This is a genomic window from Mobilisporobacter senegalensis (assembly GCF_003752155.1).
Classification (GTDB): domain Bacteria; phylum Bacillota; class Clostridia; order Lachnospirales; family Lachnospiraceae; genus Mobilisporobacter; species Mobilisporobacter senegalensis.
Genome location: NZ_RJVG01000005.1, coordinates 1 through 20776, shown reverse-complemented (window position 1 = coordinate 20776; position 20776 = coordinate 1). Strand labels below are relative to the sequence as shown.

General features: G+C 35.3%; 21 protein-coding genes and 1 pseudogene. 15 read left to right on the top strand and 7 right to left on the bottom strand.

The window, feature by feature from the left end:
* Window positions 1-86 precede the first annotated feature (86 nt).
* From EDD66_RS09155 to EDD66_RS09130, 6 genes are all read left to right on the top strand, one after another.
* Window positions 87-2768: a UvrD-helicase domain-containing protein gene (locus tag EDD66_RS09155; RefSeq protein WP_123609274.1), complete on the top strand. Its 2682-nt coding sequence runs from the start codon at window positions 87-89 to the stop codon at window positions 2766-2768.
* A 26-nt stretch (window positions 2769-2794) separates the two neighbouring features.
* Complete coding sequence (locus EDD66_RS09150; RefSeq protein ID WP_123609273.1) at window positions 2795-3004, top strand: hypothetical protein; 210 nt, start codon at window positions 2795-2797, stop codon at window positions 3002-3004.
* A 95-nt stretch (window positions 3005-3099) separates the two neighbouring features.
* A complete protein-coding gene (locus tag EDD66_RS09145) occupies window positions 3100-5826 on the top strand; it encodes an HNH endonuclease (protein WP_123609272.1) in 2727 nt (908 codons plus the stop codon).
* A gap of 87 nt (window positions 5827-5913) precedes the next feature.
* Complete coding sequence (locus tag EDD66_RS09140) at window positions 5914-7062, top strand: toll/interleukin-1 receptor domain-containing protein (RefSeq protein WP_123609271.1); 1149 nt, start codon at window positions 5914-5916, stop codon at window positions 7060-7062.
* Window positions 7063-7088: 26 nt separating this feature from the next.
* A complete protein-coding gene (locus EDD66_RS09135) occupies window positions 7089-8162 on the top strand; it encodes a hypothetical protein (protein WP_123609270.1) in 1074 nt (357 codons plus the stop codon).
* Window positions 8155-8340 carry a hypothetical protein gene (locus EDD66_RS09130; protein WP_123609269.1) on the top strand — a complete coding sequence of 62 codons (186 nt, stop codon included), beginning with the start codon at window positions 8155-8157 and terminating at the stop codon, window positions 8338-8340. Before EDD66_RS09135 ends, EDD66_RS09130 begins: the two co-directional genes overlap by 8 nt.
* A 330-nt stretch (window positions 8341-8670) precedes the next feature.
* Here the strand turns inward: EDD66_RS09130 and EDD66_RS09125 are convergent.
* The 5 genes and pseudogenes from EDD66_RS09125 to EDD66_RS09105 form a co-directional block, all read right to left on the bottom strand.
* A pseudogene (locus EDD66_RS09125) lies at window positions 8671-9141 on the bottom strand (transposase); the annotation flags it as partial.
* Window positions 9142-9153: 12 nt separating this feature from the next.
* On the bottom strand, window positions 9154-9513 hold the full coding sequence (locus EDD66_RS09120; protein WP_123609267.1) for an IS3 family transposase: 360 nt from the start codon (window positions 9511-9513) through the stop codon (window positions 9154-9156).
* Between the two features lie 47 nt (window positions 9514-9560).
* Window positions 9561-9752 carry a hypothetical protein gene (locus EDD66_RS09115; RefSeq protein ID WP_123609266.1) on the bottom strand — a complete coding sequence of 64 codons (192 nt, stop codon included), beginning with the start codon at window positions 9750-9752 and terminating at the stop codon, window positions 9561-9563.
* Window positions 9753-9764: 12 nt separating this feature from the next.
* A complete protein-coding gene (locus EDD66_RS09110) occupies window positions 9765-10244 on the bottom strand; it encodes a helix-turn-helix domain-containing protein (protein ID WP_123609265.1) in 480 nt (159 codons plus the stop codon).
* 161 nt (window positions 10245-10405) lie between these two features.
* Window positions 10406-11419, bottom strand: a complete 1014-nt coding sequence (locus EDD66_RS09105) for an alpha/beta hydrolase family protein (protein ID WP_123609264.1) — start codon at window positions 11417-11419, stop codon at window positions 10406-10408.
* Window positions 11420-11553: 134 nt separating this feature from the next.
* On the opposite strand from EDD66_RS09105, the gene EDD66_RS09100 reads away from it, so the two are divergent.
* The 9 genes from EDD66_RS09100 (at window position 11554) to EDD66_RS09065 (ending at window position 18479) form a co-directional block, all read left to right on the top strand.
* Entirely contained in the window at window positions 11554-12006 is a 453-nt protein-coding gene (locus EDD66_RS09100; RefSeq protein WP_123609263.1) for a MarR family winged helix-turn-helix transcriptional regulator, read from the top strand.
* A 154-nt stretch (window positions 12007-12160) separates the two neighbouring features.
* Complete coding sequence (locus EDD66_RS09095; RefSeq protein ID WP_123609262.1) at window positions 12161-12790, top strand: Vat family streptogramin A O-acetyltransferase; 630 nt, start codon at window positions 12161-12163, stop codon at window positions 12788-12790.
* 84 nt (window positions 12791-12874) lie between these two features.
* A complete protein-coding gene (locus EDD66_RS09090) occupies window positions 12875-13324 on the top strand; it encodes a DUF5946 family protein (protein WP_123609261.1) in 450 nt (149 codons plus the stop codon).
* Window positions 13325-13571: 247 nt separating this feature from the next.
* Entirely contained in the window at window positions 13572-13931 is a 360-nt protein-coding gene (locus EDD66_RS18880; protein WP_330511010.1) for a helix-turn-helix transcriptional regulator, read from the top strand.
* A gap of 20 nt (window positions 13932-13951) precedes the next feature.
* The gene (locus tag EDD66_RS18875; protein WP_330511009.1) at window positions 13952-14143 is read left to right on the top strand and encodes a GyrI-like domain-containing protein; all 192 of its coding nucleotides are present in this window, start codon (window positions 13952-13954) and stop codon (window positions 14141-14143) included.
* 746 nt (window positions 14144-14889) lie between these two features.
* The gene (locus EDD66_RS09080; RefSeq protein ID WP_123609260.1) at window positions 14890-15456 is read left to right on the top strand and encodes a YdeI/OmpD-associated family protein; all 567 of its coding nucleotides are present in this window, start codon (window positions 14890-14892) and stop codon (window positions 15454-15456) included.
* Between the two features lie 807 nt (window positions 15457-16263).
* Complete coding sequence (locus EDD66_RS09075) at window positions 16264-16863, top strand: TetR/AcrR family transcriptional regulator (RefSeq protein ID WP_123609259.1); 600 nt, start codon at window positions 16264-16266, stop codon at window positions 16861-16863.
* A 93-nt stretch (window positions 16864-16956) separates the two neighbouring features.
* The gene (locus tag EDD66_RS09070) at window positions 16957-17703 is read left to right on the top strand and encodes an ABC transporter ATP-binding protein (protein ID WP_123609258.1); all 747 of its coding nucleotides are present in this window, start codon (window positions 16957-16959) and stop codon (window positions 17701-17703) included.
* Window positions 17703-18479, top strand: a complete 777-nt coding sequence (locus EDD66_RS09065; RefSeq protein ID WP_123609257.1) for an ABC transporter permease — start codon at window positions 17703-17705, stop codon at window positions 18477-18479. The genes EDD66_RS09070 and EDD66_RS09065 overlap by 1 nt, the downstream gene beginning before the upstream one ends.
* A 413-nt stretch (window positions 18480-18892) precedes the next feature.
* Here the strand turns inward: EDD66_RS09065 and EDD66_RS18415 are convergent, their stop codons facing one another.
* Together EDD66_RS18415 and EDD66_RS09060 are read right to left on the bottom strand one after the other, a co-directional pair.
* Entirely contained in the window at window positions 18893-19060 is a 168-nt protein-coding gene (locus tag EDD66_RS18415; protein ID WP_170164304.1) for a hypothetical protein, read from the bottom strand.
* On the bottom strand, window positions 19050-20426 hold the full coding sequence (locus tag EDD66_RS09060) for an IS30 family transposase (RefSeq protein ID WP_123609256.1): 1377 nt from the start codon (window positions 20424-20426) through the stop codon (window positions 19050-19052). The genes EDD66_RS18415 and EDD66_RS09060 overlap by 11 nt, the downstream gene beginning before the upstream one ends.
* Window positions 20427-20776 lie beyond the last annotated feature (350 nt).

The window sequence follows — 20776 nt, the reverse complement described above, 5'->3', positions numbered from 1 at the left end:
ATGGATAAAAATTGTAACTTAAATAATATTATGGCAATATTTGAATTATACAAAAAATTTATTTGACTCCAAGGGAGATTAAGTTTATGTCAGAATGGCCAATTGCTTTATTAATTATTATTTCAATCCTAATTGTATATGTATATATTAGACAAAAAAGAATTTTACAGGATCCAATTATACAGGAGTCTATAAATCAATCAACTAAATTCAATAATAAAATAGTTGAGTTAAGAAAGGACTATTTTAGATGGAGTATAAAAGAAAATCTAAAAGAAGAATTTGGTCCTTTAAGGAATGAGGTTTCAAAACATATATATAGCAGAATTAAAAATAGTGATATTGAACTATTTAAAGAAACATACGATAATATAGATTTACTAGTCCAAAATTGGAACAAGCATTTTGTTGACGATGAATTAGTTAATAGTAAAGTTTTATTTGATAATATTGATGGGAAGTCACTTGATCAACAACAAAGAATGGCTGTAGTTGTTGATGAAGATAACAATCTAGTCCTAGCAGGAGCAGGAAGTGGTAAAACACTGACGGTAGCCGCTAAAGTTAAGTACCTTGTTGAAAAAAAGAAAATAAAACCTGAAGAAATACTATTAATATCATTTACTAGAAAAGCGGCTAATGAAATGCAAGAACGCATAAATCAGAGACTAAATATTGGTGTGGAAGCTAAAACATTTCACAAGTTAGGTCTAGAGATAATTACACAAGCAAATAAGCAAAGACCGGATGTTAATGAAGAATTAGATAAGGTGGTTCAATCCTACTTTAAAGATAAAATATCAAATAATGCTGATGAACTAAAAAATCTCATTGAATTTTTTGGTGTGTATTTCAATATACCGGTTAATATGCAAGACTATGATAATCTTGGAGATGTGTATGATCAGTCTAAGGGAATTGATCTTGAAACTATAAAGCACAAAATCAGTCAAAAGACTAATGATTTGAAGTTAAATAAGGAAACTATTCATGGAGAAAGAGTTAAGAGTTTAGATGAAGTTGTTATCGCAAATTTTCTGTATTTAAATGGCGTAGATTATACTTACGAAAAAGAATATCCATATGATACTAAAGATCCTTATCGTAAAAAATATAGACCGGATTTTTATTTAAATGATTACGATATTTACTTGGAACATTTTGGTATTACTGAGGATTATAAAACACCATGGCTTAGCCCTGTTGAAGAACAAAAGTATATTGACGGGATAACCTGGAAGAGGCAAATTCATAATGAAAATGGAACAAAACTTATTGAAACCTATTCTTATTATAATAAGAACGGAAGGCTCCTAATTGAGTTAGAGAAGATTCTTAAACAAAATAATGTGAAATTTAAAAAAGTAGATTATAGTACCATTTTTGACACTTTATATCGGGATCAAAGCGATAAATATTTCAAAGAGTTTAACAAGCTTATCTGTTCATTTATTAGTTTGTTTAAATCCAGGGGATTGTGCATAGATGATTTTGAAAAATTAAAAGAACAAGCTATAAATAAAAATATATTTATGCAGAATAGAACAATCATTTTTTTATCTATAGTAAAACCTATTTTCTTCCATTATCAAGATTATCTTAAGAACTTAGAACAGATTGATTTTAATGATATGATAAATGAAGCAACAGACTTAATTATGAACAGAAAAGTTGGCTTTGAGTTAAAATATATAATTGTTGATGAGTACCAAGATATATCAGTGAGTAGATATAAGCTTATAAAGGAAATAAGAGATTTAACAAACGTCAGAGTCATGGTTGTAGGTGACGATTGGCAATCAATTTATCGATTTACTGGAAGCGATATTGATCTATTTACCAACTTTAAAAATTATTTTGGATATAGTGAACTACTAAAAATTGAGAAGACTTATCGCAATTCCCAGGAATTAATTGATATAGCAGGAAACTTTATAATGAAGAATCCCAAACAATTAAACAAGCAATTAATTTCGGACAAACATCATAGTAATCCAGTTCATATTTATAGATTTGGAGATAAAATCGAAAGTGCAATGACTCAAGCAATTGAAGAAATTGTATATCATTTCGGTGAAACTTCTGAGATCATGTTATTAGGAAGAAATAATTTTGATATTGACATATTCAAAGATAGTGAACTGTTTGAAATTCAAAAAAGGTCTAAAGAGGTAAATTTAGTATGTAAGAAGTACCCAGAACTAAGAATATATTTCCTAACTGTTCATAGGTCTAAAGGCCTTGAAGCTGATAATGTTATAGTAATAAATCTAAAAAACATGTTAGTAGGGTTTCCAAATAAAATATCAGATGACCCACTTCTTTCTTTGGTTTTGACAGATAAGGATGACTTTTCATATGCAGAAGAACGAAGATTGTTCTATGTTGCTATTACTAGAACTAAAAATATTACTTACCTTTTGGCACCAATGATCGATGAATCTATTTTTATTGATGAGATACAATATTATAAAAATATTTCCAATACTTTAGATACGGATGGAAGTACAATACAAGATAATCCCAACTGTCCAAAGTGCCAAAAAGGCTATCTTGTTTTAAGAGAAAATGGTGTTGCTCATAATAAGTTTTTAGGATGCTCTAACTTCCCACTTTGTGACGAGACTATAAATGACATTGAAATTTTAGATAATCAAATCATATGTAGATTATGCGGTGGTTATATGGTTAAACGAAAAGGAAGATATGGTCTTTTTTATGGCTGCACTAATTTTCCATACTGCAAAAACACAATTAGAATAGAATAGTTTATATTTAAAGGTGGTATGAGATAATGGAAAACTTCGATAAAGAACATAGTGCTTTTACAGAGGAAGAAATTCTTGAAGAGTTATCTAGACTTGAGGAGTTGAATTCTTCTAATTGTGAACAAAATAATTTGTATAATAAAAGAAAAATATATGACCGTAGAGGTACAAATGAAGAAAAGGAATATTCAAAATTGAAAAGCAATTACAATAATATAAGAGATTGGATGTATTGAATATATCTGTTTTATTGATGTATTCACTCAAATAACGATTTTCCATTAAATTGTAAAGTTTATATTAAGTAATGACAAATTTATAGGAGGTCAACATGACAGAATGGATTATTACATGTAACACTGGTGCTTATGATGTAGAAGGTGCCTTTGAAAAATTAAATAAAATCGACTGGAAGCAGAGTACCAATGTTGAGGTTGGAGATATAATCTATATCTATGTTGGTGCTCCTGTTGGAAAGATCCGTTTTAAATGTTTAGCTACCAAGGTAGAATTAGAAGAACATGAAATAGATGATACCGAATTTGTAATTGATGATACCCAATACGGAAACTACGGAAGATATATGGAGATTACTCTGCAGGAAAAATTCAATAATATAAAGCTTGGGTATAACCATTTGAGGAAAAATGGATTGAAGACTGTCCAAGGACCTAGTAAGGTGACATCAGAACTATCGGCCTACTTGTTTTCAGTAATAGAAACTGGTGGCACCACATTTGATGGCTATTATAAGAAAGGTAAAGTTCCTAAAACTAGACGTGAGGCAATTACAATTTTACAAAGGGCCTACAATAGACCAGTTACGGCAAGAGAACTAACGGATTTGATGTATGAGTTAGGAAAGCATCAGGCAAATGTTTTTTCAGAGCTTCAGTTTATGGAAAGCCAAGGCTTGGCTAAAAAAACAGGAAGCTCAGCTCCTTTTACATATTCTATAGTGTCTAATATAGGTAACCCACAGTATTTCTATGTATTCCAAAACAAGAGTTTCGATGAGGAATGCACCGGAGAATACTTGTGGGCACCAAAATATGCAAAGGATGGTACTCAAAATCATCACTGGACACGTATGCAGGAAGTTAAAAAGGGTGATGTAATATTTCACGGATATAAACAGCACGTAGCTGCAGTTAGTATTGCAAATACAGATTCTTATACAGCAGACAGACCGGGCGAACTTTCAGCTGATGCATGGACAAAGGAAGGTTGGCGTGTTGATACAGATTATTTTGTTTTTCCACATGCAATTGCTCCAAAGGACTACTGGGATAAATTAAAATTGATGCAGCCAGATAAATATAGCCCATTTGACAAGAATGGCTCTGGAAACATGGGATATTTGTTCCCTATTACTAAGGAGATGGGTATTTTCCTACTGGATACGACTGCAGGTAAGACTAATCCTGGAGTTGCTATTCCAACAGAGCAGGAAGATGACGAAATTATATCGTTACTTTCCGGTCAGCCTGCTGAGATTATTAATAGCTTGATTAAGCAGTTTCAGAAGAAATTGCCAGAGATACTTCCAAGGGAACAGGAACTTGAAGATTTACGTGTTAAGTTTGTAAACGACTTCAATATGAACAAGCTCATGAATATGAAAAAGGAAGAATATGTCGTTGGTTTGGGAAGTAAGAGCAGTTTCTGTTATCGATTGGAAACAGAGTTAAAGGACCTTGGAAATATTCATGGTGCTACATCAGCAAAGTTTGGCCTTTATTACGGAAAAAGTGGTGAAGATACCGAGGAAAAGTATCGCTGTACTAAGAAGTTTGGTGAGGATCCAGACGAAGCACTGCAGGAAATAAAGAAGCAGATTGTGTATCTTCGTATGGATGGAGAGAAAAAAGACTTGGATGCAATCCGGAAATGTGAGTTTGCTCCTTTATTTAGAGGAAAGATACTGGCAGTATATTTCCCGGAAGATTACCTCTGCATATTCTCAGATGAACATCTTAACTATTTCATGCAGAAACTTGATATTCAGGTTTCACCAGATGATGATATTCTGACAAAGCAGATTAAGCTGGTTAAATGGAAAAAAAGCAGACCAGAAATGAAGAGCTGGAATAATCATATTTTCAGTAATTTTTTATATTCATCTTTCGGAAGACCTTTTGAAGTGGAAAAATCAGAGAAAGATGCGCAGGACGAAAGAGATAGAGAATATCCACGTGATTACGTAGTTCATATTGGCATAACAATTGGCCAATGGAAAGAGCTCCTTCAGAATTCGGAAATTTTCAAGTCAGAGGATATTGAATTATTAAAGCGATTTTACCTGGCGGATAATCATGCAACGTCTTGCTATGATTTGAGTATTCAGGACGGAGTATCACCAACTTCATATATTTCACCGGTAGTGAGTTTAGCAAAACGAATTGCAGACGAACTTGGACTGGATCCGGTCTATGGTGATGGTGGAAAACAGGTATGGTGGAGAATTCCGTTCTGGGGAAGATATCGTGAGGACAGCAGATTCGAATGGAAGTTACGTCCTAAGTTAGCAAAAGCAATGGCAGCACTATTTCCAGAACTGAATAATATTGTCGATACAGAAGCAGAAGAACAGGAAGATAATAGCCTGATTAAAGAACTAAAGCTAGCTAATGTTGGAAAAGTAGATAATTTCGAATACTCAGGTGAGCCGAAAGCTAAGGCCGCACCAGTATATACAAACGGACATAAAACATATCCAAGAGATAGGCAAACAGCGATTAATGCGCTGGCACACGCTCATTATAAATGTGAAGTTGACGCAGCCCATCCTACTTTTATTCGGAAGAAATCTAATAAGAGATATACAGAGCCGCACCATCTTGTTCCGATGGCATTTTCAGATGAATTTGAAGTTTCGCTAGATAGGGAAGAAAATATTGTTTCCCTATGTAGCAATTGCCATAATCAAATTCATTATGGAAAGGATGCATATGTTTTAATAAAAAAGCTTTATGCTGAGAGAAAAGAAGTACTGGAAAGTGTAGGAATAAAGATTACACTTGAACACCTGCTTAGTAGGTATGATATTAAGGCGTAGAGTAGTAGGATTTAGTGGGATATATTAAATTCACTATGCAGTAAATTATTGATACCAAAGATTTTTATAGTATATGAGGTGAATAAATTGAAAAGTGAGTTATTAGATTTAATTCGTAAAATTGACAATATTAGATCGCATTTTCATATTAAAGGGGGTGGAGGAGGATTTCCTTCACGTAATACTATATTCGATACCCCGGAATTTTCTAATTGGAAACAAGAAATACAACTTGTATTGCAAGAAATATATGATAGAACTAATGATAAGTTTATATGGAGCCTATTAGTAATTCTTCAACAAAGGTTTAATGGTTGGAAGGACGAGCAGTATTTCAATGAACTTGCAGGTGGTTTGATCGCCGTAAGTAAAAATATAGATAAATACTATGCTTCGCCATTATCTACATCCAACAAAACAGAGGAGGTTCAAACAGTGAATCAAAAAAGTCCTAAGATATTTATTAGTCATTCAAGTTTAGATAAAGACTATGTTTCAAAATTAATTGAACTATTTGATGGTATAGGATTAAATGAACAGCAAGTATTCTGTTCATCTATAACGGGGTATGATATACCCCTTAATGAAGACATATATGAATATTTAAAACAGCAGTTTCAAAATCATGAATTACATGTTATTTTTATATTATCAGATAACTATTATGACAGTGTTGCATGTATGAATGAAATGGGTGCCTCATGGATTTTACAAAATAAATATACGACAATTCTATTACCAGGGTTTGAATTCAAGGAAATAAAAGGAGCAATCAATCCACGTCAAATAGGTTTAAAATTGGATAATGAATTAACTGATGTTAAAAATAAACTTGGACAATTAAAAGATTCTATAATAGAAGAATTTGGATTAACAAGAATAAATGATGTTCGATGGGAAGAAAAAAGAAATGAATTTATAAATGCTATTTATAAACAAAACACAAACGGTAAATTATCTGAGAATTCACAATATCTTTTAAAGACTGCATGTTCTGATCCACAAGGAACTATCATAAAAATAGAAACTTTAGATGGTACATCTATATGCGTTGGAAAGATCGAATTTATTACATCTCAAGAACGCCGTGAAGTTGCCAAATGGGAGGATTCGTTAAGAGAGTTATTGAAAGAAGGATATATCGAGGAAAAGGGAACAAAAGGTGAAATATTTGTCACAACACTTAAAGGGTATGATTACATATCTGATTTAAAAAGCGTTGACATAAGAAAATAGGATTAATATGCATACGGAGGGTCAAAATGGATGAGCAGCAATTTCTTGTGATTAAGGATATGTCTAGCATAGATGTGTTAGATGAAAATTTGTATAGCTATGAAAATACTGTATTTACATTAACACCTGCAATACAAAAAAGAACTTCGGATAATTTAGTGAGAAAAGTTGAGCAATTTATTGATTCAGTTCCAGCCTTACAAAGCGCCACAGATAATTTGCAAAACAAAAGTGAATATATTCCAAGAATTGACTTGCTTACATATGAAATTAAAAATTTTTTGCAAGAAGGAAAAGTTGAAATTATACCGTGTAAAAATACTTCCGATGCATTCTATCTTCAAATACGTAGTACAGTTAAAGGACTTATTGTGAACGGAAAGGAATACGGTAAGAATAAAAAAATTAAGGATATTCCATTAAGCACTAAAACAATACCAGTAGACATTACTGGTGCTGCGCAGTGCCTTTCTATGCAAAATCAGTTAAATCAAATTAATAATGGACTTATAGAAATATCAGAGACTTGTGAGTTTAATTTTGGAAGAGTAATACAAGGCCAACGTGATGACCGCATGGCTAAACTTTTAAGCAGTAGAAGTTGTTTCATACAGGCACTTGCTATATCAGAAGAAGGTTCACAACGTCAATTGCTAATACAAGCTATCCGTGATGCCAATTCTGCTCGAGCAGAACTCGCATTTCAAATTAAGACTGACATCCTTCTACTTGGTGGTGATAAAACTCCTAAGGTTAAAGATATGGAAAAGATTGTATGTGATATTAATCTTGCTATTATTGCAATGAATAATGCTGTACAAATGTCTTTGTATTCATTCCAAGCTCTCGGTGAACCCAACGCTCAACTGGCAGTTATCAAGGAGCATGAAACTTTTGTTAAGCAGGTATTACTAAAAAAAATCGAATATAAAGGTAACAAATATATTGCTTGGGATTTAATCTGTTCTTCAGGGAAAAGCGATTCAGTTCCAGAAGATTTTCAGTCGATTCCTATGAAGTTGATTAACAGTTGCATAGCTTTTATTGAAGAGAAAAACGAAAATACAATTATTTGCTTGGAGGGACAATCCGATGAATAATGCTGAATTAAAAAAATGTAAGAATAAAGGGTGCAACAATCCAGTTCTTGACGGAAAGTATTGCTTGCATTGCAAGCATGACAAAAAAGAAAAAAGAGATAATTTTCTAAAAGTCGCAGGACCTACTGTTATTAGTATGATTCTCATAGCAGTTAAACTTAAGAATAAACCAAAGTAAATTACTTTGGGTAAAAAATTCTTCATAATGGTGCAATAGGGTTGAGTTTGAATGCCTGTAACTGAAGCCGTGTTGAATAATAGATATGTTCCCTTGAACGTCGGTTTTCGGAAAAACACCAAAAAACCCATTGATATGTTTCCGTGAACGTACGGTTCAAGTGACATCAATTCCATCAACTCGAGCCACGTTGAGACGGTAGTTAAGCTTTCACGTTAAAACTTAGTAATACCAAGCCTTAGAGCGATTGAAGTGCTCCCTGTCAAGTAGACAGGTAAAATAATAAAAAGTTTTTTATCTCCAGCTAAGCAATCATGGTTGGAGACTTTTTTATGCTGCTTTATTCTTCAAATACTCTCTGTATTCTAATGGTGTCATGCAATTTAGTCGCTTTTGATATCGACCGTTGTTATAATAATCTATGTAATCAATGACTGCTTGTTCCAGTTCATTGTATGTGTTAAAACTTTTCAAATAATACATTTCTGACTTTAACATTCCCCAGAATGCTTCCATTGGACCGTTATTTATGCATCTTGATACCCTGGACATACTTTGTGTCATTCCTGCATCATCAAGCTTTTTCTTAAAAGTCTTTGTTGTATACTGAAATCTTCGATCACTATGAAAGATTGGTTTAACATCAGAGTATTGCACGTGAGCCACATCAAATGTTTTAAATACAAGAGTATTATTATTTGAATGTCCGATAACAAATGAAACAATGCTTTTATCTCCTAAATCTAGGATTGCACTTAGATATACTTTACTAGTTGCTCCATATTTCATTTCTGTTACATCAGTAAGCCACTTTTAACCAAACTGATCTGCCCTAAATTCACGATTCAATATATTCTCAGCGGTAACTTGTGATGTGGATTTTATGTAATTCTTTTTCTTTCGTCTACAAACAGATTTAAGATTTAGTATTTGCATAAGCCTATAAATACGTTTTTGATTTACATGAAAATCATTTTCTCGGTTCAACTTTATGGTCATCTGTCTATATCCAAGAATTCCACCTTTTTCTTTATAAGCATTTTTGATTAGTGAAAGAAGTGTTTGATTAAACTGCTCATTCTTACTTTCTTGGCGATTCAACCATTTATAGTAGGAAGATCGTGGGATTCCAGCAAATCTGCATAATTCTGAAATGGAACATCCTTTTACCATGTGTATTTCTCGAATAGCTAGATAAATAGTTTCGTTTTGGACTTGGCTTAAAACCGCCTCCTTTCGATTTCGTCGAGTTTTTTTAGGAATGCCATCTCCAGTTCTTGCCTACGATTTTGTGCCTTTAGAAGTTTATTCTTCGCACGTAATTTTTCAAGTTCAGGCATCTCATCTTCAGCCTTTATTTTCCCACGTTTTTCAAATAAACCCTCTATTCCTTTAGATTCATACTTCTTCATCCAAGAATAAACTTATTGATATGATACCCGATATTTATCAGCTGTCTCGACATAACTAGTTTGGTGTTCTATCCAGTATGGAACGATTTCTAATCGCTCATCATAAGTTGTTGATCTTCCTTTAGTCATGATAGGTGCTCCTCCTGATCCAGAAGTTTTTAGTTCTTCATGACTATTATACTTCATAATACAGCTACGAAGTTGCCTGGGTGAGCGAATACTGTATTTTTGACAAATTTCACGTAATGAACCAATTCCTTTTAAATAGTCCTCAACCGCAGCTACCTTAACACTATCAGGATATATAGTATTTTTAGCAGATATTGTGATTCCACTTAGCCCACTTGATTGATAATTTCGTAGCCATTCATGAATGGTTACATCACTACACCCTAATAAAGAAACAGTATGAAGTATAGAATCTTCTCCGCTTAAGATTCTATTAATCGCCCAGAGTTTTTGTTCAAGGGAATAATTAGATTTTCTTTTCATAAAAATATGCTCCCCTTAAGGTAGACAGTTTTATTATTTAAACTGTCTACCTTAAGGGGAGCATATCAGTCGCCTGTATACGGTGATTTCTGGGGTCTTTTTTTATTTTAGGGGCTTTGCAATAGGTTGTTATGGCATGGAAACTTATTCATGGACCCTTGTCATTTACATTCTACTTTTCCCAAATTAGTCATCTTAGCCATAACATCACAGGCAGAAGACCATGCAGAGTTTTCAGGTATTAATGCACTACATAGATACGCCCAAGTAAGTCTTGCAACAGTAGCCGCTCGCTCTGGATTTTCATCTATGGACTCAGCTGCATCATAGCCAGAAATCCCTCCAAGTGAATGCATTCCACCAGGGATAGTAACCAAACATTTTGGTCCCGGACTTAATGTATAAGGGTCAGTATGCCAATCAGCACCTCGATTTGTCCAAGGGGATTCAGAGTCTGCATCTCCGGCAATAACAAGAGTGGGTTTAACCATTTTTGAAAAGATTGGATTTCGATAGAAAGGAAACATTTCATATGTAGCTGGGGATAAATCATTACCACCATTACCAGGTGAAGCAAGAAGTACGCCGGCCTTAATACGAGCATCCGACATATCAATAATAGTTCCATCTTCCATTGTCAATTGTTCACCTAATAACATTCCGGCAGTGAGTGCACCCATTGAATGCCCAATAACAGCAATGAGATCATGATTGGTACGTCCTGCGAGCCCAGGAACCTCTGTCACGATAGCATCAAGTTGATCAAGAATATTGGTCATGTCTTCAACTCGGGATTTCCATACTACTGGTGCATCAGGAGCCTGCAAATCCAAACTAAGCATTCTTGAATCTAGATGTGTTGGTTGAATGACAACGAAACCATGTGAAGCTAAAAAGTTCACAAATGGTCCATATCCATATAATGAAGATATAAAATTGGAATGTCCTAGTCCATGGGATAAAAGAACAATTGGAAGGTTACTTCCTGTAGTCGGAACTGTGACACGAACTTCCAAATCAACCATTCTTTCTTGACTTGGCAATATTACAGGGCTAACAGATAGCACCGGAGTAGGAGTGCTAACAGGTATCTTAGCAGCACTCCCGATGAAAGCATGTTCTCGAGGAAACCTTTGATTGTTATCATTTTTTAAAAAAGTGTTTTGATTATTCATTGTATTAAACTCCTTAATTTAATAAATATTATCGGGTTGACATATCAACTATAATTAATCTTACTATGGTTGGGTTGATATGTCAACATAATTTTGTTATAATATTTCTAAGCTAAAAAGTAGAGGAGTGTATTATGAATAATTCATTATTAACAGAAGAGGAAATCAAAATATGGCATATGTGGAAAAAAACATTTAAAAGCATATATGGTCGTATAGAAAAGGATTCCATAGAAAACACTGGGTTATCGGAAGGTGATTTTATTATATTGGACAGACTGATGTGTTTAGGTGGTGGTACGCTTCGTCAACACGAATTGTCTGAGGCGGTGGAATGGACAAAAAGCAGATTGTCTCATCACCTGACTAGAATGGAAAAAAGAGGGCTAGTTATTAGAGCACCTTTTAATAACAAAACTGGCGTTGAAGTATCTATTACTGATGTTGGAAAAATGACTTTGGAAAATGCTTATCCAATAATTTATAAGGGAGTTAAGAAGTATTTTATTGAACAATTAACTGAACAGGATATTGAATCAATCACTAAACTGGCCAATAGAGTCAATGAATACTTCATAACCAGGTAAAGATGTCGCCAGCCTAATTTCAATTTGTATTCTCTAACAAGCTGCAGATTGGGAAGTATAAATTTGCCAGTTAGTGTACTAGTAATTAATAAGTTTTCTAAAAATATGGACTTTTGTAGAAATATGATAAAAAATGAAAGTGAGCGTGTATTTTATGATAGGACCAGATAAGAAAAAATTATATCCAAATGAAAATATAAAAACAGTCTGTTATATAAGTAATTTACCTAAACGACCGAATGTAGAAATCGGAGAATATACTTATTATAGTGATAATAAAAAGTCTCCTGAGAAATTTTATGATAATATAGAGCACCATTACGAATTTTTAGGAGATAAGTTAATCATAGGTAAATTTTGCGCAATAGCAGAGGGCGTTAAGTTTGTTATGAATGGAGCAAATCATAGGATGGATGGCATAACAACCTATCCCTTTAATATATTTGGTAGCGGTTGGGAAAAGGTTACTCCTGCAGTAGAACAATTACCCTTTAAGGGAGATACAGTGATTGGGAATGATGTTTGGATAGGTCAAAATGTAACCATTATGCCAGGTGTTAAAATTGGTGACGGTGCAATCATTGCTACGAATTCAACTGTAGTAAAAAATGTTGAGTCCTATACAATATATGGTGGAAATCCAGCTAAATTCATCAGAAAACGATTTAGTGATGAAAAGGTTGAATGCTTACTAAAGCTTCAGTGGTGGAACTGGGATGAGGAGAAGATATTTAATAATCTTGAAATGTTAACATCAGCATTATGTTTGGATCAACTAAAGTAACAATTTTATATAAGTTGACATTTAAGCTACGTCATGGACTATACTTATCAGTATAGTATTTACACTAAAGGAGTTTGATGATAAATGGTTGATAATAGTACGGTTATGGAATCTGGTAGATGTATAGAATGTGGAGCCAGAGAGACAAACGGATATTCATGCTATGAGCTATTCGAATTTCCCCTTGTTTGGGAACATAATGATCCCAAACTGTATGAACTACATTTTTGGCTTGTCTCATGTTATATGATACAACATCCTTCAAATTATACAGAAAAAGGATACAAGCATTTAGTGAATCTATTTATTGATGCTTATGACAATAATTGGGATACACCATATATTCTTAAGAAGAATCGCGAAATGGTCAAATCAGTAGGTAAAATAACAAACCCCATTCCAAACGAAGAAAGAAAGCGAGGACTAAGACTTTGGTCTATGACGATTGAAGATATATATTTAGGTGGAGAGCAAAATGCAATCGAAAATATCAATAAGTGGAAAGATCAAATCAGAAATGATCTCATTCTATAAGAGTAATGGGATACTACATGTTGAGACAGTAATTCTGATGAGGAATAGTGGTTTGGAAATATTTTTTTCCGAGAAACTTAAAAATAATCAATTATGTTATTATAAGCGCACATGACAAGAAGGGAAAAATGTTAAAAGTAGCGTCGATAATTCCGACTATATTTTAGAACCTCTCAAATTTGTGCAGTAAAAGAGAGGCGCATTTGTATTATACAAGGTAAACTTATGATTGTAAGGAGGTGTTTTTGTGGAATGGCTGAAGCAATTAAATACTGCAGTAAATTATATTGAAGAGCATTTGACAGACACAATTGACATGGAGAAGATGGCCCAAATCGCGCATTGTTCAGTATTTCATTTTCAGCGTATGTTCTCGTATCTTGCCGAAGTTCCGTTATCTGAGTACATAAGACGCAGAAAAATGACCCGTGCGGCTTTTGATTTGCAAAACGGAAATGAAAAAGTGATAGATATTGCACTTAAATACGGCTATGAATCTCCAACGGCATTTAATCGTGCTTTTCAGAGTGTTCATGGTATAGCGCCGTCTATTGCTAAACAGAGTGGTATTATACTCAAAGCATTTCCACCAATTTGCTTCCAGTAACAATCAAAGGAGATGTGGAAATGAATTACAGAATTGAGAAAAAAGGTGCATTCAAAATTGTAGGAGTAAAAGAACATTATACGATTAACATCGAGGAGAATTTTGCGAATGTACCGCTGTTTTGGCACAAGACGGCACAAAGCGGAATAATCCCTACAATATGCTCATACTTGGACAGAGAACCCTATGGTATTTTAGGAGTAAGCACCTGATATTGAGGTATATTTTGAAGGAGATCAACTAGCGGATGATTACCGATGTGAGGCTTGGTTGCCTGTTGTGAAAAAAGATTGATAGCCAAGGATAGGAGAAAATTGAAGAGGTAGTGGTGGGCACAAGTATCCCATATAACATTTAATGCTCCTATTGAAAAGTTTAGGATTTTTTAGTTGCTTTGTTATTTCGTTTATTACAACATGGGTCATTCCTTTTTGCATAAGGAATAATTTTGTTTTGGGTACTTTTTTAACTTCTAGATCCTGATGAAATTAGTTTTCATCAGGATCTATGTGTAGATGAGCATACTTAATATCTAAGTTTATCATTTCATTACATAAAGGATCATACTGCCAATTGTCCTCGCAAGTGAAAAATAGCTTTCCCTAATCAGCCATATACAATCGGTCGTGGTATATTTGGATTGATTGCAGTTATTAGGATCGCTAACCAATTCACTTCTTTAATTACATTAAATATAATCTACCTCCATTTTTGATTAACTATTGTCACAGCTAATGAATTTATTATACGACTATAATTCTGACATCTTTTGTCAGGGTTTTTGAGGTATAATGATTGAATATGATCTTTATTCATAAGGTTAGCTGTGATTCGCAGGATTTCATTTATGTATCAGGAGAATTAGGAGTCAATAAAAGTCCTAACGAAGGAAGGTCATCAAGAGCATTAAAGTTGTATACCAAAGTAGATGCTATAGTGGGAGGTTTCAGACAATAATATGGAAAATTTACTCAATGTAACAACAAGAGAAGAATTAAGGAGTTGGCTGCTGTCGCATTGCACCACAGAAAAATGTTGTTGGGTTATTGTAAGCATAACTCAAAAACCGGGGACATTATTATATTTGGATGCAGTAGAAGAGGCACTGTGTTTTGGTTGGATAGACGGAATTAAGAAAAAAAATACAGAAAATCAAGTTATCCAGAGACTATCTCCAAGAACAAAGAAAAGTTCATGGACAGAACTAAATAAAGAACGTGTACGCCGACTTGAAAAGATTGGACTTATGAATGCTGAGGGGAAAAAAGCATTACCAGATTTTGACTATAATGCTTATAAAATGAATGAGGTAATAGAGAAAAAGTTAAAGGAATCTGCCCAAGTTTATGAAAATTTCATGCAATTTCCTGAACTGTACAGGAGAATACGAATAGACACAATTAATCAAGTCAAAAATCAACCGGAGTTATTCGAAAAAAGGCTGGATAAACTTATAGAAAACACAAGAAAAGGTAAGATGTATGGCGCGTGGAATGACAATGGCCGCCTCCTTAATTACTCATGACTATACAGTCTATGTGGAAGTAGGAGGTGATTCTTACATCGGGAAAATCTTCCGCTAAGGAACAACTTTATCCCTACAACATTATTTTTGTCAACTCAAAGCATGTCGAGTGTGTCATCTTGATGTCAAGAGTAGGCGGCGAAAAGGCTTAAATGCGGGGGCTTTGGAGAATAGGCGAATGAAGCGAAGGTCGGAGTTGGATTCCGGCCTTTCTTTTTTGTGTCCCCCAGAACATATCCAAACACCGAATTTGCGGTGATTTGATGGACTGCCGTAATCGGGAACATATCAACAGTGATTTTGAGGAGCTTGCAGTAGTCGGAAACATATCTACTGCAAATTAGCGAATTTGCGGTGTTCGGAAACATATCAATGGGTAAAATGTGAGGGTTTGAGTTTTTCTAATCTCCGCCATATCTTAACGGAAGTCTTGATACAGGGCAACCGTGCGAGAAAGTCCAGTAATGCTGGGCTTTTTTCGTTTCCAGGGGTAAAACCGTGGCTGTTTCAGAGACGATTTTGGCGGCACTACCGATTTTGCATATGCACCCTAAATATGAATCGTGCAAAAGTATTGAACTAATGTCACGATTCCTAAACCTTTGCACGATTCATAGGGTATCGTGAAATTGTTTGAGGAAACGTGTAAAGGTTTATTTCCGCTCGCTGTCTGCTGGTCTTCCGCCAGTCGACGGCGGGATTTTGTGTTGGTGTGATGAAAACTTTGTGAATTTTTCAATCTTCTCTTGACAAATCAATGCATCTGTTTTATAATGAGTGTAATCTCATTCAAAGGAGGGCTGCTTTATGCCACGCACAAAGGAACAGTTTGAAGAAATGCGACAAGCAACAAAATACAAAATACAAGATGCGGCAAGTTATCTATTTGCCAAGAAGGGTATTGCAGGGACAAATGTGCAGGAAATTGCAGACCGTGCGGGTATCAGTATCGGTTTACTTTATCGCCATTACAAAACAAAAGAGGAATTGTTTAGCGATTTAGTAAACATGGCAATAACAGGATTGTCTGAAACCACAGAACGGTTTTTATCCGATGCTGACCCGAAAGAAATCCTTACCGAGATGACCGCCGAGATAGTTGAGGACTACAAAAAAAATGACGAGTTTAGCAATTACTTGACATTCATTACCCAAGCTTTTACAAGCGGTCTGCAAAACGATGCTTTAGATAGATTGATTGCAGAGGACAAAAAGCTGATAGCCGCACTTGCCGCACTGATTGAAAGAGGTCAAAGAAACGACGCCTTTCGCAGCGGCAACTCGCATGAGTTAGCCATTACCTATATGTCTACTATACAAGGCATCGGGCTTTTTCAAAATGTATTGGGAGCAGACTTCGTTGTACCTTCTGTCGACACACTATTAGGCATTTTTTTGAGCGGATAGGGGGAGGATATTTTTTTAACCAGACTATGAGTAATGACTCACTCATAGTGGTAAGTATATTGCTACATTTCATTTAAGAAAAGGAGAGTTTTTATGTTACTGCAAAAAGAAAACATCATCACCATCAACAATGTACGCAAAGCATACAAAGATGTAAGCGTACTTGACGGTATCAATCTTCAAATAAAAAAGGGGGAAATTTTTTGTCTGCTCGGCTCAAACGGTGCGGGAAAAACTACACTGGTAAATATCCTTTCCACGCTTCTAAAAGCCGATGATGGAACAGCTTATATAGGCGGATATGAGCTTCAAAAGGATGCAAAAAATGTACGACATATCATAAGCCTTACAGGGCAGTATGCGGCAGTAGACGGGTTTTTAACAGGGCGGGAAAATCTTGAACTAATCGCAAATCTTCGCCATGAGGAAAATCCAAAGGCAGTCGCAGAGCAAATGCTTCATCAATTCGGCTTGACCGATGCCGCCGATAGGCAGACATCTACCTATTCGGGGGGGATGCGTCGCCGCCTAGATATTGCCATGAGTTTGGTTGGAGAGCCACTACTCGTTTTTCTTGACGAGCCTACAACGGGGCTTGACCCGCAAAGCCGTATTGCCATGTGGGAAACAATAAGGACACTAACAACTCAAGGTGTGACCGTGTTCTTAACAACGCAATACATCGAAGAAGCAGAACAGCTTGCAGACCATATTGCCATTTTGGATAAAGGCATTATCACCGCTGAGGGTACGACGGAGGAATTACTTGACCAATATCCCGACGCAAAAACTTTAGAACAAGTCTTTCTCTTGATTGTTGAAAATAAGGAGGCACAATAATGACTACTTTGAAAAAATCTCGACCTTTGCATGATTTATATACCATGACAAAGCGCAATGTGATTTATAGCACCAGAAATCTTGACACATTCATCACGGCAATCATGCTGCCCGTTGTGATGATGCTACTATTTGTATTCGTGTTCGGCGGGGCAATAAATGTAGGGGATTACAACTATGTGAACTATGTCACTCCCGCCATTATCCTGCTCTGCATAGGATACTGTGCTGCTACAACATCGGTTTCGATACAGGTCGATATGCAAGCGGGTATTATCGATCGTTTTCGCTCCATGAGCATTTCACGCACTTGCGTTCTTGCAGGTCAAGTCACCGCGTCAGTAATGAGAAATGCGTTATCAGCACTTTTAGTTATATTGGTAGCCATGCTCATAGGCTTTCGGCCATCTGCCGGACTGTTGGAATGGGGATTGATTATTGTACTGCTTTTGGCATACACCGTAGCTTTTACTTGGACGGCACTGTTCTTTGGGTTGATTGCAAAAACGGCTGAAAGTGCCAGTGTGTTTGGGGTTGTTGCATTGTTCTTGCCCTACCTGTCCTCCGCTTTTGTTCCCATAGAAACAATGCCTCATGCGTTGCAAGTATTCGCAAGGTATCAGCCGTTCACACCTATAACAGATGCTCTGCGGTCATTGACCTTCGGCGTTGTAGATAAAACGGCACTCGTTATATCTTTGGCGTGGGTAATTGGGTTGGGCTTGGTAGCATATCTTGCATCGCTGTGGGCTTATAAGAACAAAAAGCGAGGATAATTATATGTCCGTATCTATTGAATGGGTTATTTGCCACGTTTGCCGCCATAGTAAGACAAGGCTGAAAACTTGAGTTTATCAAAATAAAAACTGCCGTTATTGATTTTTCAATTTGAACAGCATAGCCATATCGTTTCTTCGGTTAAATGAAAAACTAAATTCCAGTTCCAACTGACTTAACCTCGTATTTTTAATTTTGAGCAACTTTTTGTGATGCACCCTATATAAAAGTACCCTGAAAAGTGCTATAATCCGTTTTGTAAAGTATGTCTGTTTGCATAGCAAACAGACAACTGGAGCAGTTTGAGAAAAAATAAATTCCACCTGTCAATTCTGAAAATTATAGGATTTTGACTTGCTGGTGGTTATCTATCTGCTCATAAAATTTAATAATTCAAGGTATCAGGTATTGATTACAGAAGACCAGATTCTATTAAGAGTCCTTCCAAGTAATCTGCGTATGTTTGCCAGGTATCAGTTTCTTCTTGTGATTCTTTTAAATAGCTTTCGAGGGCTTGGATATCATCAAGTGCATACTGATATTTTTGCAAGAGTTCTTTGTATGAAAGATTATTCATCATATGCAGCCTCCTTTGAATTATTAGACTCAATCAATGCCGGTTTTAGCATGACTTCGTCTGGGGAGACTTTTTTCAGTCCTGCTAAAAGCGGTATTCTTTTGTCTAAAAGCAGGTCTGCAAGGTCAAATGGAGATGCTCCATTTAGACTGTCTCTTGCGGTCGAATTGATATGGCTGGTCATAAGGTTAATGGTATCCTGCGTGTATTTATACATACTTCTGCCTTTGGGAATGATATAGCGTATGTATTCATGGTTATTTTCTAAACGAGATTTTTGATTGGATACATACGGATCGCAGAAGAACACATAGGTGCGGTGTCTACCTTCATCATCTGTTTCAATATCCCACGGATTCTTGAATTCTGAGCCATTATCAGTCAATAGGACTGGGAAATATTTACGAAATAAACGAATTCCAAGAGTAGCCGTGAGATTGTTTATTGCGTCTATCACAGATTTTTGAGTACAGGTTGGAAGAAGTATTACCAACATAAAGCTACAGCTTCTGAATAAAAACGTGAGAAGACATTTTCCAGAGGCACGTCCACCCTTAACAGTATCCATTTCCACCACATCAACATCTGGGTGGGCCTCCATAAATCGCTCAAAGTCTATGTAAGTACGCTTATTACGATATACCTGTTGCAAGTTTTTACTTGTACGAGGAGCTGATTTTTTCTTCCTTTTTTTATAACGGACACGTCTTGGCAAATCAATGTTTCTTGCTTGAAAAATTCGTTGATCAAGATAGTTATACAAAGTTCTTCTACATACAGGGATTTCATCAGCATGTACTGCAAAAATATGACTTAAAGGCTGACCTTTTAGAATTAATGGGGATATCAATTCATTTAGTTCTTGAAGTTCTTCAGGTGTTACATTAATACCTTGCCTGGTCTTAACCAAAGTTTTCTCATATTGTTTTTGAGCATAGGCAGCATCATAGATTTTCTTGGTTAAAGGACAATCTTTTTGGTCATTACAATAGTTACAGACATAAGGTGGTTTCTTAATCTTGTCACACTGGAATGGGATATAATAAAGGCACTCTGATGGAGGATAGTAACGATAGCATTTTCTACAATAAAAGGGACAGTATTTTTTATTGTAATGACTGCAAGATGATTCACGACTTAAAAGATCACAATCTTCATAGTTTTTGCATTTGATGCAGCTTCGATTACCTTTCACGGGAACATCCCGGCTGTAACGTTTTATTTCTTTTGCAATCGTTGTAGAATCTTTTTTAAGATTGCTTGCAATAGAAGTAAAGGAACTTTTTTGCAATAATTCTTGTTCAATATAAGTTCTGTCAGATAAGGTAAGATGTTTTTGGTTATGTAATGCATTTTTTCTATTATTCATGGATTATCCTTCCTGACAGATAGATAACCATGTAACATCATACCAACGTTGAATGAAATCTGAAGTTCCACATCCTGGTATTAGAATTATGTGCACCCCAAAATTCCACAATCCCAGTATTTTCAAGGCTTTATTAAGCCGTTTTTGAATAGTGATACCCTGATAAAACAACAGATTTTTGGTTTAAATTATGGATTTTTTTGCATTACAATCAGATGACTGGAAATTCTTGTGCATCGTTAAATTCCACTCATCAGGGCATCTTGTTATTTAATGATATCTGCCCTGCAAATGTTAGTTTTTAAGTAGTTCTGGTTTAAGAATTATCTTATCAGAATGCACTTTCTTTA

Excerpts from the sequence above, each read along its gene's own strand:
- EDD66_RS09070 (WP_123609258.1), top strand. The coding sequence starts at position 16,957 with ATGTTACTGCAAAAAGAAAACATCATCACCATCAACAATGTACGCAAA.
- EDD66_RS09095 (WP_123609262.1), top strand. The coding sequence starts at position 12,161 with ATGATAGGACCAGATAAGAAAAAATTATATCCAAATGAAAATATAAAA.
- EDD66_RS09075 (WP_123609259.1), top strand. The coding sequence starts at position 16,264 with ATGCCACGCACAAAGGAACAGTTTGAAGAAATGCGACAAGCAACAAAA.
- EDD66_RS09090 (WP_123609261.1), top strand. The coding sequence starts at position 12,875 with ATGGTTGATAATAGTACGGTTATGGAATCTGGTAGATGTATAGAATGT.
- EDD66_RS09130 (WP_123609269.1), top strand. The coding sequence starts at position 8,155 with ATGAATAATGCTGAATTAAAAAAATGTAAGAATAAAGGGTGCAACAAT.
- EDD66_RS09115 (WP_123609266.1), bottom strand. The coding sequence starts at position 9,752 with ATGAAGAAGTATGAATCTAAAGGAATAGAGGGTTTATTTGAAAAACGT.
- EDD66_RS09065 (WP_123609257.1), top strand. The coding sequence starts at position 17,703 with ATGACTACTTTGAAAAAATCTCGACCTTTGCATGATTTATATACCATG.
- EDD66_RS09110 (WP_123609265.1), bottom strand. The coding sequence starts at position 10,244 with ATGAAAAGAAAATCTAATTATTCCCTTGAACAAAAACTCTGGGCGATT.
- EDD66_RS09100 (WP_123609263.1), top strand. The coding sequence starts at position 11,554 with ATGAATAATTCATTATTAACAGAAGAGGAAATCAAAATATGGCATATG.
- EDD66_RS18415 (WP_170164304.1), bottom strand. The coding sequence starts at position 19,060 with ATGATGAATAATCTTTCATACAAAGAACTCTTGCAAAAATATCAGTAT.
- EDD66_RS09105 (WP_123609264.1), bottom strand. The coding sequence starts at position 11,419 with ATGAATAATCAAAACACTTTTTTAAAAAATGATAACAATCAAAGGTTT.
- EDD66_RS09150 (WP_123609273.1), top strand. The coding sequence starts at position 2,795 with ATGGAAAACTTCGATAAAGAACATAGTGCTTTTACAGAGGAAGAAATT.
- EDD66_RS09135 (WP_123609270.1), top strand. The coding sequence starts at position 7,089 with ATGGATGAGCAGCAATTTCTTGTGATTAAGGATATGTCTAGCATAGAT.
- EDD66_RS09120 (WP_123609267.1), bottom strand. The coding sequence starts at position 9,513 with ATGGTAAAAGGATGTTCCATTTCAGAATTATGCAGATTTGCTGGAATC.
- EDD66_RS09155 (WP_123609274.1), top strand. The coding sequence starts at position 87 with ATGTCAGAATGGCCAATTGCTTTATTAATTATTATTTCAATCCTAATT.
- EDD66_RS18875 (WP_330511009.1), top strand. The coding sequence starts at position 13,952 with ATGAATTACAGAATTGAGAAAAAAGGTGCATTCAAAATTGTAGGAGTA.
- EDD66_RS09060 (WP_123609256.1), bottom strand. The coding sequence starts at position 20,426 with ATGAATAATAGAAAAAATGCATTACATAACCAAAAACATCTTACCTTA.
- EDD66_RS09145 (WP_123609272.1), top strand. The coding sequence starts at position 3,100 with ATGACAGAATGGATTATTACATGTAACACTGGTGCTTATGATGTAGAA.
- EDD66_RS09080 (WP_123609260.1), top strand. The coding sequence starts at position 14,890 with ATGGAAAATTTACTCAATGTAACAACAAGAGAAGAATTAAGGAGTTGG.